This is a genomic window from Streptomyces lienomycini (genome assembly GCF_027947595.1).
GTDB classification, from domain to species: domain Bacteria; phylum Actinomycetota; class Actinomycetes; order Streptomycetales; family Streptomycetaceae; genus Streptomyces; species Streptomyces lienomycini.
The window spans coordinates 5,679,383-5,694,484 of record NZ_CP116257.1 but is presented as its reverse complement, the minus strand read 5'-3'; the positions used below and the strand labels follow the sequence as shown (position 1 = coordinate 5,694,484).

General features: G+C 73.0%; 19 protein-coding genes and 1 riboswitch. Of the genes, 12 read left to right on the top strand and 7 right to left on the bottom strand.

All coding sequences use genetic code 11. From position 1 onward, the window contains the following. Positions 1-99: 99 nt before the first annotated feature. Positions 100-241, bottom strand: a riboswitch (cobalamin riboswitch). A gap of 192 nt (positions 242-433) precedes the next feature. Continuing rightward, positions 434-673, top strand: coding sequence for a DUF397 domain-containing protein (locus BJ961_RS25990; RefSeq protein ID WP_328656795.1), 240 nt, complete (start codon positions 434-436; stop codon positions 671-673). Positions 674-795: 122 nt separating this feature from the next. Here the strand turns inward: BJ961_RS25990 and BJ961_RS25985 are convergent, their stop codons facing one another. From BJ961_RS25985 to BJ961_RS25965, 5 genes are all read right to left on the bottom strand, one after another. Continuing rightward, positions 796-948, bottom strand: a complete 153-nt coding sequence (locus BJ961_RS25985) for a hypothetical protein (RefSeq protein WP_271415212.1) — start codon at positions 946-948, stop codon at positions 796-798. Beyond that, positions 945-1,445 carry a hypothetical protein gene (locus tag BJ961_RS25980; RefSeq protein WP_271415211.1) on the bottom strand — a complete coding sequence of 167 codons (501 nt, stop codon included), beginning with the start codon at positions 1,443-1,445 and terminating at the stop codon, positions 945-947. Before BJ961_RS25980 ends, BJ961_RS25985 begins: the two co-directional genes overlap by 4 nt. A gap of 41 nt (positions 1,446-1,486) precedes the next feature. After that, positions 1,487-2,344: a helix-turn-helix domain-containing protein gene (locus BJ961_RS25975; protein WP_271415210.1), complete on the bottom strand. Its 858-nt coding sequence runs from the start codon at positions 2,342-2,344 to the stop codon at positions 1,487-1,489. Between the two features lie 434 nt (positions 2,345-2,778). Continuing rightward, positions 2,779-3,000 (bottom strand): hypothetical protein, encoded by a 222-nt coding sequence (locus BJ961_RS25970; protein WP_030404451.1) that lies wholly within the window; start codon positions 2,998-3,000, stop codon positions 2,779-2,781. Between the two features lie 34 nt (positions 3,001-3,034). Further along, complete coding sequence (locus BJ961_RS25965) at positions 3,035-4,291, bottom strand: inorganic phosphate transporter (protein WP_271415209.1); 1,257 nt, start codon at positions 4,289-4,291, stop codon at positions 3,035-3,037. Between the two features lie 224 nt (positions 4,292-4,515). On the opposite strand from BJ961_RS25965, the gene BJ961_RS25960 reads away from it, so the two are divergent. From BJ961_RS25960 to BJ961_RS25950, 3 genes are all read left to right on the top strand, one after another. Further along, positions 4,516-5,190 (top strand): class II aldolase/adducin family protein, encoded by a 675-nt coding sequence (locus tag BJ961_RS25960; RefSeq protein ID WP_271415208.1) that lies wholly within the window; start codon positions 4,516-4,518, stop codon positions 5,188-5,190. A 114-nt stretch (positions 5,191-5,304) separates the two neighbouring features. Beyond that, positions 5,305-6,432, top strand: a complete 1,128-nt coding sequence (locus BJ961_RS25955; RefSeq protein ID WP_271415207.1) for an alpha/beta hydrolase family protein — start codon at positions 5,305-5,307, stop codon at positions 6,430-6,432. 167 nt (positions 6,433-6,599) lie between these two features. After that, a complete protein-coding gene (locus BJ961_RS25950) occupies positions 6,600-8,018 on the top strand; it encodes a hypothetical protein (protein WP_271415206.1) in 1,419 nt (472 codons plus the stop codon). A gap of 34 nt (positions 8,019-8,052) precedes the next feature. On the opposite strand, the gene BJ961_RS25945 is transcribed toward BJ961_RS25950, so the two are convergent. Continuing rightward, on the bottom strand, positions 8,053-8,466 hold the full coding sequence (locus tag BJ961_RS25945) for a VOC family protein (RefSeq protein WP_271415205.1): 414 nt from the start codon (positions 8,464-8,466) through the stop codon (positions 8,053-8,055). 207 nt (positions 8,467-8,673) lie between these two features. Here BJ961_RS25945 and BJ961_RS25940 point away from each other — a divergent pair, with 207 nt between their 5' ends. The 3 genes from BJ961_RS25940 (at position 8,674) to BJ961_RS25930 (ending at position 11,791) form a co-directional block, all read left to right on the top strand. Then, complete coding sequence (locus BJ961_RS25940; RefSeq protein ID WP_271415204.1) at positions 8,674-10,272, top strand: ABC-F family ATP-binding cassette domain-containing protein; 1,599 nt, start codon at positions 8,674-8,676, stop codon at positions 10,270-10,272. Between the two features lie 335 nt (positions 10,273-10,607). Further along, a complete protein-coding gene (locus BJ961_RS25935; RefSeq protein ID WP_003976983.1) occupies positions 10,608-10,829 on the top strand; it encodes a helix-turn-helix domain-containing protein in 222 nt (73 codons plus the stop codon). A 158-nt stretch (positions 10,830-10,987) separates the two neighbouring features. Beyond that, on the top strand, positions 10,988-11,791 hold the full coding sequence (locus BJ961_RS25930) for an enoyl-CoA hydratase/isomerase family protein (RefSeq protein WP_271415203.1): 804 nt from the start codon (positions 10,988-10,990) through the stop codon (positions 11,789-11,791). A 67-nt stretch (positions 11,792-11,858) separates the two neighbouring features. Here BJ961_RS25930 and BJ961_RS25925 read toward each other — a convergent pair whose 3' ends face one another. Further along, a complete protein-coding gene (locus BJ961_RS25925; protein WP_271415202.1) occupies positions 11,859-12,638 on the bottom strand; it encodes a nucleopolyhedrovirus P10 family protein in 780 nt (259 codons plus the stop codon). A gap of 160 nt (positions 12,639-12,798) precedes the next feature. On the opposite strand from BJ961_RS25925, the gene BJ961_RS25920 reads away from it, so the two are divergent. From BJ961_RS25920 to amaP, 5 genes are read left to right on the top strand one after another with little or no spacing between them, the layout of a single operon-like run. Further along, entirely contained in the window at positions 12,799-13,212 is a 414-nt protein-coding gene (locus tag BJ961_RS25920; protein ID WP_381161325.1) for an Asp23/Gls24 family envelope stress response protein, read from the top strand. A 52-nt stretch (positions 13,213-13,264) separates the two neighbouring features. After that, the gene (locus tag BJ961_RS25915; protein WP_271415200.1) at positions 13,265-13,450 is read left to right on the top strand and encodes a hypothetical protein; all 186 of its coding nucleotides are present in this window, start codon (positions 13,265-13,267) and stop codon (positions 13,448-13,450) included. Continuing rightward, on the top strand, positions 13,447-13,830 hold the full coding sequence (locus tag BJ961_RS25910; RefSeq protein ID WP_271415199.1) for a hypothetical protein: 384 nt from the start codon (positions 13,447-13,449) through the stop codon (positions 13,828-13,830). Before BJ961_RS25915 ends, BJ961_RS25910 begins: the two co-directional genes overlap by 4 nt. Next, positions 13,827-14,507, top strand: coding sequence for a DUF6286 domain-containing protein (locus BJ961_RS25905; RefSeq protein WP_271415198.1), 681 nt, complete (start codon positions 13,827-13,829; stop codon positions 14,505-14,507). The genes BJ961_RS25910 and BJ961_RS25905 overlap by 4 nt, the downstream gene beginning before the upstream one ends. Positions 14,508-14,511: 4 nt before the next feature. Further along, on the top strand, positions 14,512-15,090 hold the full coding sequence (gene amaP / locus BJ961_RS25900) for an alkaline shock response membrane anchor protein AmaP (RefSeq protein WP_271415197.1): 579 nt from the start codon (positions 14,512-14,514) through the stop codon (positions 15,088-15,090). Positions 15,091-15,102: the final 12 nt, after the last annotated feature.

The following is a 15,102-nucleotide window of genomic DNA, read 5'->3' as shown; positions in this document are numbered from 1 at the left end:
CCGGCCGTGGGAAGGGAGAGTCGAAGCGTGTCGCTGATGAGCCTGGAACGGCAGCCGCGCATGGCGATATGTCCTCACTCAGGGTGTCCGCGCCCTGGTTCGAAGAGCACGGCGGCGAGAGTTCCTGGCTCCCGGGAATCCTGACCCCCGGTCACAGTGGCGGGACCGCGCCGGATTCGCACCGGGCTTCCTCTCCTGCCGCCGTAGATGGCCCCGGAAGTCCACCACGGCCCGCGAACACCCGTCAACCTGGCGTTGACCTGCGGCGCCGGGTGTGCTGAGGCCCACACCGTCGAAAGCTCGCCAGGTCCACGACATCGACGCTTTCTGGGCTCTTCCCCGGTGGGCAGGCTGGGAAGACTGGAGGGGACGGAAGCGCGTGTACGCGGGCGGGGGACAGCGGTGGGGCGGCGAGTGATGGTGCCGAGGCCGCGTGACGGCCGGTGGGCCGGAGGAGGTGGGTGCGATCGAAAGCGAACGGTCAGGGCACGCGTGGTTCAAGAGCAGCTATTCCACCGACGGGGGTGAGGCATGCGTCGAGATGGCCGTCGGGGGCGGACGCGTACTGGTACGTGACTCGAAGCAACGTCGACACGCTGTGCTCGCCTTTCGTCACGCGTCGTGGTGTGGTTTTCTGGCGGGGCTTGTGGACCCGGATTCGCGCGGTGTCTGACCGCCGCGCGGGGGGACGGGAGGTACACGCATGGCAGACCGAATCAAAGGGACCGCTTCCGCGCGCCCGGGGTGGCCCGGTACGCGTGGAGACCGGATGACCGGGGCGGCGCCGTTGGCGCTCTACTGCTCGGTGGTGGGGGTCCTCGCCGTCGGGCTGGGCGCGCTGGTCGCGTTCCTGGCCCCGGGCGGTGCCGCCCGGGGCATGGTGTGGCTGGTGGTGACCGCGGCGGTGGCCGTGGGCGCGGGGCTGTGGTGGGGGCTCACTCCTGTCACGGACCGCCTCCGCGTTCTGAACCGCGCTCTGACGGCCGTGGAGCCTCGGCGGCGCCACCACTGACGGGCTGGGCGGGCGCCGACGCGGCCCGGCCGCGCAGCGCCCTGCCGATTCCGGCACCCAGGGCGGCGAGGAGGGCCGCGCCGAAAGCGCCGATGGCGGCAGTGGTGAGGGGGGACGCGGAGCCGTGCGGAAGGCTGGGCGCGACCCGCGTGGCGAGGGCGATGCTGAACAGCAGGATGCTCCCGCACGCCGTGCCCAGCAGGAGACGGGCGGAAATCAGCCGGATCTCTCCGGCCACCCGGGCGTTCTCCACGTCGATGAGCGCCTCGGCCCACTCGCGGCGCTGCATGGCGTACGCCTTGAGCGCGCAGTCGTCGACCGGAGGAGGCCCCTGCTCCGTGTCGCCGGATCCCCCCGGCGGGTCGGTGGCGGGGCCGGTGCGGACCGGCGCGCGCCACCGCTGCCACCACGCTCGTACTCCGAAGACCGTCATGGGGCCTCCCCCGTCTCGTGCCGGGCCGTCCCAGCCCGGATTCAGCTGTCGGCCAGGCTCTCCCTGACCTTGTCGAGCAACTCGATCACCCGAGCGCCGTCGTACGCCCTGTCGCTGATGTCCTCGAAGCACTCCTGGTAGCGGGCGGTGAGTCCGAGGTCGTCACGGCTGGACAGACCGCCGCCCGGGCCTTCGAGGTACAGCAGATCGTCGTCGTCCTTGAACTCGAGCAGGATGAAGGACGTCGAGACGCTGAAGTGAGCGCCGGCGGAGAACGGCAGGACGCGGACGGTGAGCCTGGGGTGTTCCGTCAGCGACTGGAGATGGTCCAGCTGCCGCCGCATCACCGCCGGGCCCCCGATCTGGCGCCGCAGGGCGGCCTCGTCCAGGACGATGTCGATCTCCGGGCCGTCGTCGCTGTCGAAGAACCGCTCCTGACGAGTGATGCGCAGGTCCACCTGTGGGCGCACCCGTGCTTCTTCCGTCAGCGTGGACATCAGCGCCGTGGCGTAGTCCTCCGTCTGCACCAGACCGGGCAGCACCACCGGGTTGTACATGCGGATCGTGTCCGCAGAGCCCTCGTAGCCCAGGTACAGGGCGTACGGGGGCGTCACGACCTCGCTGTACTGCACCCACCACGACACTCCCTTCGAGCCGCGGGCGGCCTCCTCCAGCTCCTCGACCTGAGCGGGGTCGGCCACCCCGTACAGCTGGAGCAGAGCCCTCAGGTCGGTGACGCTGAGGCTGACCGTGCCCTTCTCGATCCGGATCAGTTTGGAAAGTGACCATTCCAGCTGCTGCACGGCATCCCGTTGGGTCAGACCGGCCTGATCGCGGGCTTTGCGCAGCTCGATTCGCAGCCTTCGTCGGTTCAGGCTCGGATCGATGTCCCTGGCCATGGTGCTCCCTGCCACATGTCGTCGTTGACTGGTCGGGTCGCCACCGTCGAATGAATAACTCTCGTTGAGGATAGGTTAGTTCGACACGTGCGACCAGCGTTGGTCAGTATGACATGTGTCTTTTGGGCGAGGTCGCCTTGCTAGCCTGAATGGTGAGGAAACCGCTCGAAACACATCGAAAGGGATGTGATCGCTGAGGGGAAAGTTGCTCGTGTGACAGAACGGCAGCAGTGAGTTCTCCAGCGATTCCTGGAAGTCGGCGAAAATTCACAAGCGGAGGGTGCCGCATGCGGTGGGCGGTGGAATTCCCTCCGCAGGGGTTGCCGGAGCCGTGAGGTGCGCCCGCCGTCGGCGTGGCACGAGGGAAGAGAACCGCCCCGCCCGTGCCCGGTGGGAACCGGGCACGGGCGGGGCGGACGAGAGGTGCGGCGGGGTCAGGCGACGATCAGATAGATCCCGTACGCCACCGCCGCCGTGCAGGCCGCGAAGCACGCGTACGCGCCGGTGACCGCGAGGGTCGCGGAGCCGCCCTGGGCGGCCGCCCGTTCCTGGCGGGAGAGGCCGACGATGCCGAGGGTGAACAGGCCCACCAGGGCCACCGTGACCACGAGGCTGACGCCGAAGACGGAGCCGAGGGCTGCCCAGTCGATGCTCATGGAGGTTCGCTTCCTTCGTACCCGGGACGCGGGTTCAGACGGTGGTGGCGGCCGACGGGGCCTTGGGATCGGCGGTGGGGGCCGGGGCCGGGACGGTGACCGCCAGGTCCTCGGTCACGCCCGCCGGAGGCGGCGACACGGCGGCCATCGCCGTGGTGACCACACCGGCGGGCTCGGCGGACCCGGGCTCCTCCGCGTCGATGACGTTGGTGTGGTCGACGACCTCGCGGCGGGAGATCCGCCAGATCGCGAAGCTGGAGGCGACCAGGAACACCGCGACCAGGGCCGTGCCCCAGTCGCCCGCGCGGCAGACCCACTCGGCGAGCGCGGCGACCAGGGCCGCGGCCGGCAGCGTCAGGCCCCAGGCGACGAACATCCGGGTGGCCGTGGACCAGCGGACCACGCCGCCCTTGCGGCCGAGGCCCGCGCCCATCACCGCGCCGGAGACCGAGTGCGTGGTGGACAGGGAGAAGCCGAGGTGGGAGGAGGCCAGGATGACCGTCGCGGCACTGGTCTGGGCGGCGAAGCCCTGCTGCGGCTGGAGGTCGGTCAGCCCCTTGCCCATGGTGCGGATGATGCGCCAGCCGCCCAGGTAGGTGCCGAGCGCGATGGCCAGGCCCGCGCCCAGGATGACCCACACCGGCGGGTCGGAGTCGGGGGCGAGCGCGCCGCCCGCGATCAGGGCGAGGGTGATGATGCCCATGGTCTTCTGGGCGTCGTTGGTGCCGTGGGCCAGCGAGACCAGACCGGCGGAGGCGATCTGCCCCGCGCGGTAGCCCTTCCTGGCGGCCTGGCCGTCGGCCTTGCGGCCCAGCGAGTACGTCATCCGGGACGCGAGCATCGCCGCGACACCGGCCACGATCGGGGCGGCGATCGCGGGGAGGAGCACCTTGGTGACGAGCACGTCGCCGTTGACCGCGCCGAGGCCGGCCGAGGCGACGGCGGCGCCGATCAGACCGCCCATCAGGGCGTGCGAGGAACTGGAGGGGAGTCCGACCAGCCAGGTCAGCAGGTTCCAGAGGATCGCGCCGACCAGGGCGGCGAAGATGACCTCGGGACGGATGCCGGTCTCGTCGACGAGACCCTTGGAGATCGTGTTGGCGACCTCCACCGAGAGGAAGGCGCCTACAAGGTTGAGGACGGCGGACATCGCCACCGCCACCTTGGGCTTGAGCGCACCGGTCGAAATGGTCGTCGCCATCGCGTTCGCGGTGTCGTGGAAACCGTTCGTGAAATCAAACGCGAGTGCGGTTACCACCACAATCGCGAGGATCAGCGAGAAGCTTTCCATTTACCCAGGCAATCGTTCGAGGTCGTTGGCGCGACGAACGTAGGTAACCAGGGTGAACGGAAGATGAACTGGACAGGGCGTCACGGTGACCGCAAGCGGTGCCGGCGCCTCCCTCTGCGTGCCCGCTCCGCTGCTCTCCGGAGACGTCCCTGGCAGGATCACCGCGAGCCCGTTCGGCGACGGGACGTGCGGGGCGCCCGGGCGCCCGGGAGGAGACGGTGACTGTGACGTATTCGCGGGACGGACGGGCGAACGGGGTCCGGGAGCGGGCCTGGGCGGAACTCGTCGCGACGGCCCGGCGCACGGTGGCCGACGGGCTCGTGGTCGGCACCTCGGGCAACGTCTCGGTACGCGTCGGCGACACGGTCCTGGTCACCCCGTCGGGTGTGCCCTACGACCGGCTGACCCCGGACGACGCGACCGGCGTCGACCTGGACGGACGGCAGGTGCTCGGCACGCTGGTCCCCACCAGCGAACTGCCCATGCACCTGGCCGTGTACCGCGCCGACGCCGACGCCCGGGCCGTCGTCCACACCCACGCCGTGCACGCGACGGCCGTCTCCCTGCTCGTCCCCGAACTCCCGCCGGTCCACTACATGACCGCCGCGCTCGGCGGCCCCGTCCGCGTCGCCCCGTACGCGGCCTACGGCACCGACGAACTCGCCCGCTCCATGCTCGACGCCCTCGCCGACCGCACCGGCTGCCTGCTCCGCAACCACGGCACGATCACCTACGGCACCTCCCTCGACCAGGCCTACGACCGCACCGCCCAGCTCGAGTGGATGTGCCGGCTCTGGTTGACGGCCTCCTCGGTGCCGGGCCGGACGCCGTCGCTGCTGAGCCCGGCCCAGCTGGCCGAGGCGACACAACGGCTGCGGGGCTACGGGCAGCCGGGCTGACACGGTGTGCGTGCCGGGCGGGTTCGGGGGTACCGGCTACGGGACACGAGGGCGTGGTCACCCCCTGTCACCCGTCCACTGGCCGCCCGAGGACTCCACCAGGAGACTGGCCCCATGCGCACTGTCACCGCAACGGCAGCCGCCGTCACCGCAGCTCTGGCGGCCTCAGTGGCGAGCGTCGCCGCCGGCCGGCTCGCCAGCGACGCCGCGCTGAAGGCGCCCCCCGGCCGGCCCCTGCCCACCGAGCCCCGGCTCACCGTGCACGGCACCGCCGCCGGGCAGATCACCCTCACCCGGGACCTGGCCGCACTGCGCCCCGGCCGGTACGGGCTCGCCGGGGACGGCTCCCACGCCGTCGTCGGCCCGGTCCTCGGCACCGTCGAACACGGCGCCGACACCGTCGTACGCCGTCTGGAACGCGTCACCCACGGCACCCTCGAAGCCGGTGACCGGGCGTGGTTCACCCCCAACCTGTACGTGGGGAACCCGGGCACCGCCCTCGGCCTGGAGTACGCCGACGTCGACGTCCCCGGCGAACTCGGCCCCCTCCCGGCCTGGTTCCTGCCCGGCGCCCGCCCGACCTGGATCATCGCCGTGCACGGCCTGGCCGCCACCCGCGAGCACGCCCTCAACCTGGTCGCCCCCCTGCACCGCCGCAACGTCCCGGTACTCGCCCTCTCCTACCGCGGCGACGTCGGCGCCCCCTCCTCGCCCGACGGCCTGCACCACTTCGGCGAGACCGAATGGCGCGACGTCGACGCGGCCGTCCGCTACGCCCTCGACCACGGCGCCCGCCAGGTCGTCCTGCTGGGCTGGTCCACCGGCGCCACCATGGCCCTGCGCACCGCCGCGCTCTCCGGCGTGCGCGAGCGCATCGCGGGGCTCGTCCTGGACTCCCCGGTCCTCAGCTGGGAGACCACGCTGCGCGCCCTGGCCGCCGCCCGCCGCACCCCCGGCCCGCTCCTGCCGCTCGCCGTCCGCGCCGCGCAGGGCCGCGCCGGGCTGCACGCCGACCGGGACGCCGGTACGGCGGGCCTGCACCGCCCGGCGGTCCCCACCCTGCTCTTCCACGGCCCCGGCGACGCGGTGGCCCCCTGGCGCCTCTCCCGCCGCCTCGCCGACACCCACCCGCGCCTGGTCGCCCTGCACACCGTCCCGGACGCCCCGCACGGCGCCATGTGGAACGCCGACCCCGAGGACTACGAGGAGACCCTGCGCCGCTTCATGACCCCCCTGGTGTGACCCGCAGCGGCCCGCTCCAGCGCGCGCCGCTCCGGTTCCGGTTGGCGCCGTACCACTGGCCGGTTCCGATGCCCGGACGCCCTGCGCGGCCCCCGCGCCCGCCGTCCCAGGAGGCCGCCGGGGCATTCCGTTTGGGTTTTCGGACCGTCAACCGGAAGACTGCACCCGTGACGTCCCGTATCCCGCGCGACTCCAGGCTTCGACTCGTCCGCCCGCGACCCCTGGCCGCCGCCCCCCAAGCGATGAATCAGCGGCGTCCGCGCCGCCCCGCGCCGCGCCCTCCGGAGGGCACACCGGCCCGGTCGGAGCTGGCCGGAATGGCGCGCTCCGTCCTTGCCGACGCGGCCCGCGTCGCCCGCTGGGCCGACTCCGCCCTCGGCCCCGGCCGCGGCAGTGCGACCGCCGACGGCAAGGCCACCCTGTCCGACGCGACCGCCGACCACGCGGCGCTCGAACTGGGCCTGACCGCCGCCCAGGTCCGCGCCGACTGGGACACCGCCCGCCTCGCCGGACTGGTCGAGGTGCACGGCGACACCGCCCGCCCCGGCTGGCGGCTGCGCGCCTGGAACCGCGACGACAGCGCCGTGCTGCGCGGCTGGGTGGCCCTCTTCGACGCCTGGTCGCTGGCCCACCCCGAGCCCGCCGAGGAGCCCGCGGTCGTCGCCGAGGTCGTCTCCGCGATGCCCCAGGTGCTCTCCTTCCTGCAGTTGTCCGCCGGGCCCGTCCCCGTGGCGCAGCTTCTGGATCTGCTGGAGCAGCGCGTCACCGAACTGCGCACCGAACGCTGCGAGGTCCCCTACGGTCCCCGGCTGGAGCCCGGCACCGCGGGAGCGGTCCCGCCCGCCCCGGACCCCGCCGACGACACCCCGCTCGCCCCGCTCCTCGACTGGGCCCTGCACGCCCTCGCCGCCGTCAGCGCGCTCACCTGCGGCGACGGGCACGCCACGCTCACCCCGCTCGGCAGCTGGGCGGTCTGGGTCAAGCTGGAGCAGATCTGCGTCGCCGCGCAGAGTCCCGCGGGCAACATCGAGCAGTCGGCCGAGGGCATGCTCCGCGGCTGCGCCCGGCTCCGCCCCAACGCCGCCCGCGCCGAGTACCGCGCCTGGCTCGCCGCCCGCCCCGTCGGCAGCGCCGTCGCCGAGCTGCTCGGCGCCGCCCGCGGCGAGGACGCCCTCCTGCGCGGCCTCGCCTTCGAGGCGCTGCGCGTCGTCGGCGCCCCGGCCGAACCCGACGTCCGCGGCGTCGCCGACGAGCCGACCCTGCGGCCGTACGCCCTGCTGTGGCTGGCCGAGCACGACGGCGCGGACCCCGAGGACGCCCACGAGGTCCTCACCCGCCGCGAGGCCACCTGGCTGTGGGTGGACACCGCGGCGGCCGTCGCCGACCACGGGGAGGCCCCGCTGCTCGTGCGGCACCTGGAGTCGGCGGTGCAGGCCACCGTCCCCGCCCTGCTCGACGAGGTCCGCGCGGTCGGCCACCCCCGCACCGTGCAGGTCCTGGTCGCACTCGCCGCCGCGCACCCCGACCCCGCCCTGGCCAAGGCCGTACGCCGGGCGGCCTTCCAGGTCCACACCGGGGGCAGCTGAGCGCCGCGGCCCCCCGCGGACGCGCCGCCGGAGGCTACCCGCGCACCTCCGGCGCGTACGTCCCGAAGCTCCACACGTTGCCCTCCAGATCGCGGGCCATGTAGTCCCGCGAGCCGTAGTCCTGGTCGGTCGGGGGCATCAGGATCTCCGCGCCGTGCTCCACGGCCCGCCGGTGATGGGCGTCGACGTCCGCCACCACGACGTACACCCCCGTCGGCCCGGCCAGCTTCATCGCCTCGTCGAAGCGGCTGCCGGTGCCCTTCGAGCCCAGCATCACCACGCCGTTGCCCTGGGCCAGCTCGGCGTGGGCCACCGAGCCGTCCTCGCCCTCGTACACCGCCAGTTCGGTGAAGCCGAAGGCCCGGGTGAGCTGCCGGACGGCCGCCCGGGCGTCCGCGTACAGCAGCGTCGGGCAGATGTCCGGGCGCCCGTTCTCGTCGCCTGCCATGCCGATCACTCCCTCGTGAACCGGTGGTCCGCACGTCGTTTCGGACCCGTTCGCCCAGTCTCGCACCGGCCACTGACAGCGGAACCGGGGAAAAGTGGTTGCACGGCCCCGTTAGACTGGCCCCCATGGCCATTCTCCTCGTGCATTAGAGCGGCGGGAACCTCCACAGCCGCCCATCCCGCCAACCACCCGCCCAGGAGTCTGACCGTGATCTCCGCCTCCGGCATCGAGCTGCGCGCCGGTGCCCGCGTCCTCATCGAGAGCGCCACCTTCCGCGTCGCCAAGGGCGACCGCATCGGCCTGGTCGGCCGCAACGGCGCCGGCAAGACCACCCTCACCAAGGTCCTGGCCGGCGAGGGCCAGCCCGCCGCCGGTGCCGTCACCCGCTCCGGAGAGGTCGGCTACCTCCCGCAGGACCCGCGCACCGGCGACCTCGACGTGCTCGCCCGCGACCGCATCCTGTCCGCGCGCGGTCTGGACACCCTGATCCGCAAGATGCGCGAGAACGAACAGCGCATCGCGAGCGGCCAGGGCAGCACCCGCGAGAAGGCACTGCGGCAGTACGAGCGCCAGGAGACCGAGTTCCTCACCAAGGGCGGTTACGCCGCCGAGGCCGAGGCCGCCACCATCGCCGCCGCGCTCAACCTGCCTGACCGGGTGCTCGGCCAGCCCCTGCACACGCTCTCCGGCGGTCAGCGCCGCCGTATCGAGCTGGCCCGGATCCTGTTCTCGGACGCGGACACCCTGCTCCTCGACGAGCCGACCAACCACCTCGACGCCGACTCGATCGTCTGGCTGCGCGACTACCTGAAGACCTACCGCGGCGGCTTCATCGTGATCTCCCACGACGTCGACCTGGTCGAGACGGTCGTCAACAAGGTGTTCTACCTGGACGCCAACCGGTCCCAGATCGACGTCTACAACATGGGCTGGAAGCTCTACCAGCAGCAGCGCGAGGCCGACGAGAAGCGCCGCAAGCGCGAGCGGCAGAACGCCGAGAAGAAGGCGTCCGCGCTGCATTCGCAGGCCGACAAGATGCGCGCCAAGGCCACCAAGACCGTCGCCGCGCAGAACATGGCCCGCCGGGCCGACAAGCTGCTGGCCGGCCTGGAGGCCGAGCGGAAGTCCGACAAGGTGGCCAAGCTGCGCTTCCCCGAGCCGTCCCCGTGCGGCAAGACCCCGCTCATGGCCGAGGGGCTGTCGAAGTCGTACGGGTCCCTGGAGATCTTCACCGACGTCGACCTGGCCATCGACAAGGGCTCGCGCGTCGTCATCCTCGGCCTCAACGGTGCGGGCAAGACGACCCTGCTCCGTCTCCTCGGCGGCGCCGAGAAACCCGACACCGGCGAGGTCATCGAGGGCCACGGTCTCAAGCTCGGCTACTACGCCCAGGAGCACGAGACCCTCGACCCCGAGCGGACCGTCCTGGAGAACATGCGCTCGGCCAACCCGGACCTGGACCTGGTCGAGGTCCGCAAGACGCTGGGCTCGTTCCTGTTCTCCGGCGACGACGTCGACAAGCCCGCCGGTGTCCTCTCCGGCGGCGAGAAGACCCGTCTGGCCCTGGCCACCCTCGTGGTGTCCTCGGCGAACGTGCTGCTCCTCGACGAGCCCACCAACAACCTCGACCCGGCCAGCCGCGAGGAGATCCTCGGCGCGCTGCGCACCTACAAGGGCGCCGTCGTCCTCGTCACCCACGACGAGGGCGCCGTCGAGGCGCTCCAGCCGGAGCGGATCATCCTGCTTCCGGACGGCGTCGAGGACCTGTGGGGCGCCGACTACGCGGATCTCGTCGCCCTCGCTTGATCGAACGGATGATCCACTGGTGATGGATCATTCGGCCGATCCGTGATCCACCATCTGTGTGAGATCTCCTCATCAAGAGGTGCGTCCTACAACGAATTCACGGCCGGACCCCCGTGTGTCGGGGCTCCGGCCGTGACGCCTTTCTGACCTGGAAGTTCACCGGGAAACCCGTTCGGCGGTACGGGCGCGATTCTCTGGAATTCCGGATTCCGTATGTGGGGACCGGCTCCTGTCGTCACATCCTTGTCTCATCGACCTTGCCGAATGGGTGGCCATGAGGGCCTGGAGGGGTGATCATGAGGAGACCAGAGCGCACTTCCCATGAGGAGGCACGGGTGGCCGAGACTCTGAAGAAGGGCAGCCGGGTTACCGGCGCCGCGCGCGACAAGCTCGCGGCAGACCTGAAGAAGAAGTACGACGCCGGTGCGAGCATCCGGGCGTTGGCCGAGGAAACCGGCCGCTCGTATGGCTTCGTGCACCGCATGCTCAGCGAGTCGGGCGTCACGCTCCGTGGGCGTGGCGGGGCTACCCGGGGCAAAAAGGCCACATCGGCCTGACGTCCCGGGCGACCCCTCGGCTCCGAAAGTGAAGGTGGTCACCCGGTCGGTCTCCAGACCGTCCGGGTGGTTACTGTGCAGTCACTTAGCTCTGCCGCGGTACGGCCTCCCGGTCGGCGCGCGGCGGGGACGACGACCGCACCTTTCGGAGGCGCCCCATGGCTTCGCCCGCCCACGACCCCGGTCCCGCACTCGACCAGGACGGCGTGCGGCTCACCGTCGACGACGCGATCGCCACGGTGACGCTGACCAACCCGGCCAAGCGCAACGCGCAGAGCCCCGCTCTGTGGCGGGCGCTGGCCGAGGCCGGCCGGCTGCTGCCGGGCTCCGTCCGGGTGGTGGTGCTGCGGGCCGAGGGCAAGTCCTTCTCGGCCGGACTCGACCGGCAGGCGTTCACGCCCGAGGGCTTCGACGGCGAACCGTCGTTCATCGACCTCGCGCGGGGCGGCGACACCGAACTGGACGCGGCCATCGCCGAGTACCAGGAGGCGTTCACCTGGTGGCGGCGCAGCGACCTCGTGTCGGTCGCCGCCGTCCAGGGGCACGCCATCGGGGCGGGCTTCCAGCTGGCCCTCGCCTGTGACCTGCGGGTCGTCGCGGACGACGTGCAGTTCGCCATGCGCGAGACCAGCCTGGGCCTCGTTCCGGACCTGACCGGCACGCATCCCCTGGTGTCCCTGGTGGGATACGCCCGCGCGCTGGAGATCTGCGCGACCGGGCGCTTCGTCACGGCCGAGGAGGCCGTGAGCACCGGCCTGGCCAACCTCGCCGTGCCCGGGGACCAGCTCGACCCTACCGTGCGCGACCTGGTGTCCGCGGTCCTGGCCGCCCCGCGCGACGCGGTCGTCGAGACCAAGGCGCTGCTCCAGGGCGCCACGGCCCGGGACTACGAGGCCCAGCGCATCGCCGAACGCGCCGCACAGGGGCGTCGGCTCCGCGACCTGGCCGGGCTGGGGGAGTAGGGGCGGGACCCGCGGGCGGCCGCACGGGCGCGGGCGGGGGCGCACACCCGGGCTCGGGAGGGGTTCCTCAGCCCACCGCCGTTACCACCACCGCCACCGACGGGTGGTCCGCGAGCGCCTCCGACACCGCCGCCCGGACCCGCAGGGCCACCTCGTCCGCCCGGTGGTCCGCGTCCACGGCCAGCTCGACCCGGACGTGACGGCGCGGCAGCGCCGCCCGCTCGTCCGACGACGGATCCGTCATGTGCACCGGCCGGCCCAGTACGCCCGTCAGCCGGGCAACGCCGGGCACCGCCAGCGCGGCCCCGGCGACGCGCCCCTCGTCCCCGTCGCCCGCCGCGGGGACATCGGCGCCTCCCTGCTCCGGCTCCGCCCCCGGCTCCGCTCCGGCACCCGGTCCCCGGTCGGAGGCCGGGCCCGTGGCGGTGTCGAGGTCGAGCAGGCCGGTCACCCGCAGGTCCACGTCCACCGCCGCGAGACCGAGCCGCGCGTTCGCCGCGTCCGCCAGCGCGGCACGCAGCCGTGCGGCCGTCTCCGGCAGCGGCTCCGCGGCCGCCGCGGTCGGCCCCACCGCCGCCGCGAACTCGGCCGTCACCCGCAGCGGGCCGGGCGGCAGCGCACCCGGAGGAGGCGTCACGACCGGCTCGGGCGCGTCGTCCGGGTCCGCGAGCCCGACCCGCAGATCACCCGGACGTACGCCCGCCACGCCCCGGGCGGCGCCCAGCAGCACCTCGCGCGCCGCACGCTCGGCGATCCACGCGCCGTCCAGTGGCCCGCCCAGCGGCAGCAGCCTGCCGAGCCCCAGCCGTTCCCGTACCGCCCGTGTCCACCCGTCCGCCGTCGTCATTCCTCCAGCCTGCCGTATCCGTGGCGCGCGGTCCCGCAACCCGACCTAACGTGGACACAGGACCCCGAGTCGAGAGGGACGTACGGCGATGAGCGACATGGAGAGCCAGCGGACCGGGCAGGACACGATCGAGTCCACCGGAACGGGCAAGGGCCAGACGATGCGGCGCGGCGGCGGAGACCCCGGCACCCGGGGACGGACCACCATCGCCGACGGAGTCGTGGAGAAGATCACCGGAATGGCGGCACGCGACGTCGCCGGTGTGCACGCGATGGGCAGCGGAATGTCCCGCACCTTCGGCGCCGTCCGGGACCGGGTGCCCGGCGGCGGGACCAAGTCCGGCGTGACGCGCGGAGTGAAGGCCGAGGTCGGTGAGAAGCAGACCGCCCTCGACCTGGAGATCGTCGTCGAGTACGGCGTGTCGATCGCGGACGTCGCCCGGGACGTGCGGGAGAACGTGGTGGCAGCGGTGGAGCGGATGACCGGTCTGGAGGTCGTCGAGGTCAACATCGCGGTCAGCGACGTGAAGCTCCCGGACGAGGAGGACGAGGAGCCGGAGCCCAGGATCAAATGACGCGGACGGTGACGGGGAAGAGGGCTGAACGGGTGGATATGGGGAGCGCACCATGAACATGGCCGTGGTCGGCATGATCGCCGGCATGGCACTGGGCTTCGCCGGGTATTTCGGCGGGTTCGGCGCCTTCCTGCTGGTGGCGGCCCTGGGGGCCGTCGGGTTCGTCGTCGGCCGCTTCCTGGAGGGGGACATGGAACTCGGTGACTTCTTCCGCACCCGCGACGACCGGCGGCGGTGACAGGCGTGAGCGGTGGGGCCGGTGAGCTGCTGGAACCCCTGGCCGCCGTGGAGCCGGGCGATCGCGGTGCCACGCGGATCGCCGACCGGGTCGTGGCCAAGGTCGCCGCCCGGGCGGCGCGCGAGGCGGTCGGCCCGCTCCACCCGGACGCGGCCCGCCCCTATGCCACCGTCGTCGTCCACCACGACGCCGCCCGCGTCAGCGTCCACCTGGAGCTCGACTACCCGTGCGACATCGGGGCCCGCTGCGGCCAGGTGCGTCACCAAGTCGTCCAGCGGGTACGGGCGTTGGTGGGCATGTCGGTGCCGGAGGTCGCCGTCCGGGTGGAGCGGCTGCATCTGGCGGCGGAGTACGGCGCGAGGCACGGGAGGACGCGATGAGCGAGCCCGGGAGAGCCGGGACGGGCGAGGGCGGGGCGCTCTCCACGGAGAAACCCGGACCCGACACGTCCCACACGTCCGACACATCCGGCACCTTCGACGGGTCAGACCCCTCCGGCGTCTCCGGCGGCGGCCGGGCCGGTCGCTTCTGGTCCGCGCGCCGCGTCCCCGCGGGCATCGTCGCGCTGCTGCTCCTGCTCCTCGCTGGGGTCTTCCTCTACGACATCGTCGCCGTGCGCGCCGGCCGGTCCGCCCTCGGATGGCGCCGCGACCTGGCCCGGCAACTCGCCGAACGGCCCGTCGACGACACGTGGGTGCTGGTCGGCGCGGGAGTCGCCGCGGCCCTGGGGCTCTGGCTGCTCCTGCTGGCCCTCACCCCCGGCCTGCGCCGAGTGCTGCCGATGCGGCGCACCCACCCGGACGTACGCGCCGGGCTGCACCGGGACGCCGCCGCCACCGCGCTGCGCGACCGGGCCATGGAGGTCTCCGGGGTGCGGTCGGCACGGGTGCGGATGCGCCGCCGGAAGGTCCGGGTGCGCGCGCGGTCGCACTTCCGCGACATGGACGACGTACGGGCGGATCTCGACGGCGTGCTCGACGACGCGGTGCGCGGCCTGGGGCTGGCCCGGCCGCCCGCCGTGTCGCTGCGGGTGGCGCGACCCGGACGGAAGGGATGAGCACGTGCTCAGGACCGTGAACCGTGTGCTGACCGGGCTGGTGGGACTGATCCTGCTCGCCGTCGGCGGCGCGGTGCTCGCCATCGGGTTCGACGCGCCCGCGCCCTCCTGGTGGGTCCACCAGGGGCCGCACGACGTGCTGCTCAGCGACGTCGAGCGGACCCGGTGGCGGGACGCCGGCTGGTGGTGGCCGGTCGTCATCGCCGCACTGGCCGTCCTGCTGCTCCTCGCCCTGTGGTGGCTGGTCGCGGTGGTGCGCCGCCGCAGGCTCACCGAGGTCCTCGTCGACACCGGGGACGGCGAGGGCGCCGCACTGCGCGGCAGGGCGTTCGAGGACGTCCTGGCCGGTCAGGCGGAGCGCGTCGACGGGGTCGAGCGGGCCAGGGTCCGGCTCACCGGCCGCCGGGACGCCCCGGCGACCCGCGTCCGGCTGCTCCTGGCCCCGCACGTGGACCCCGGCACCGCCCTCCACGACCTCACCACCGACGCCCTGGCCCGCGCCCGCACCTCGGCGGACCTCACGTCCCTCCCGGCGGAGGTCCAGCTCCGCGGGGTCAAGCACGGGGCCGAGCGGGTCAGCTGACGAGCACCGGGC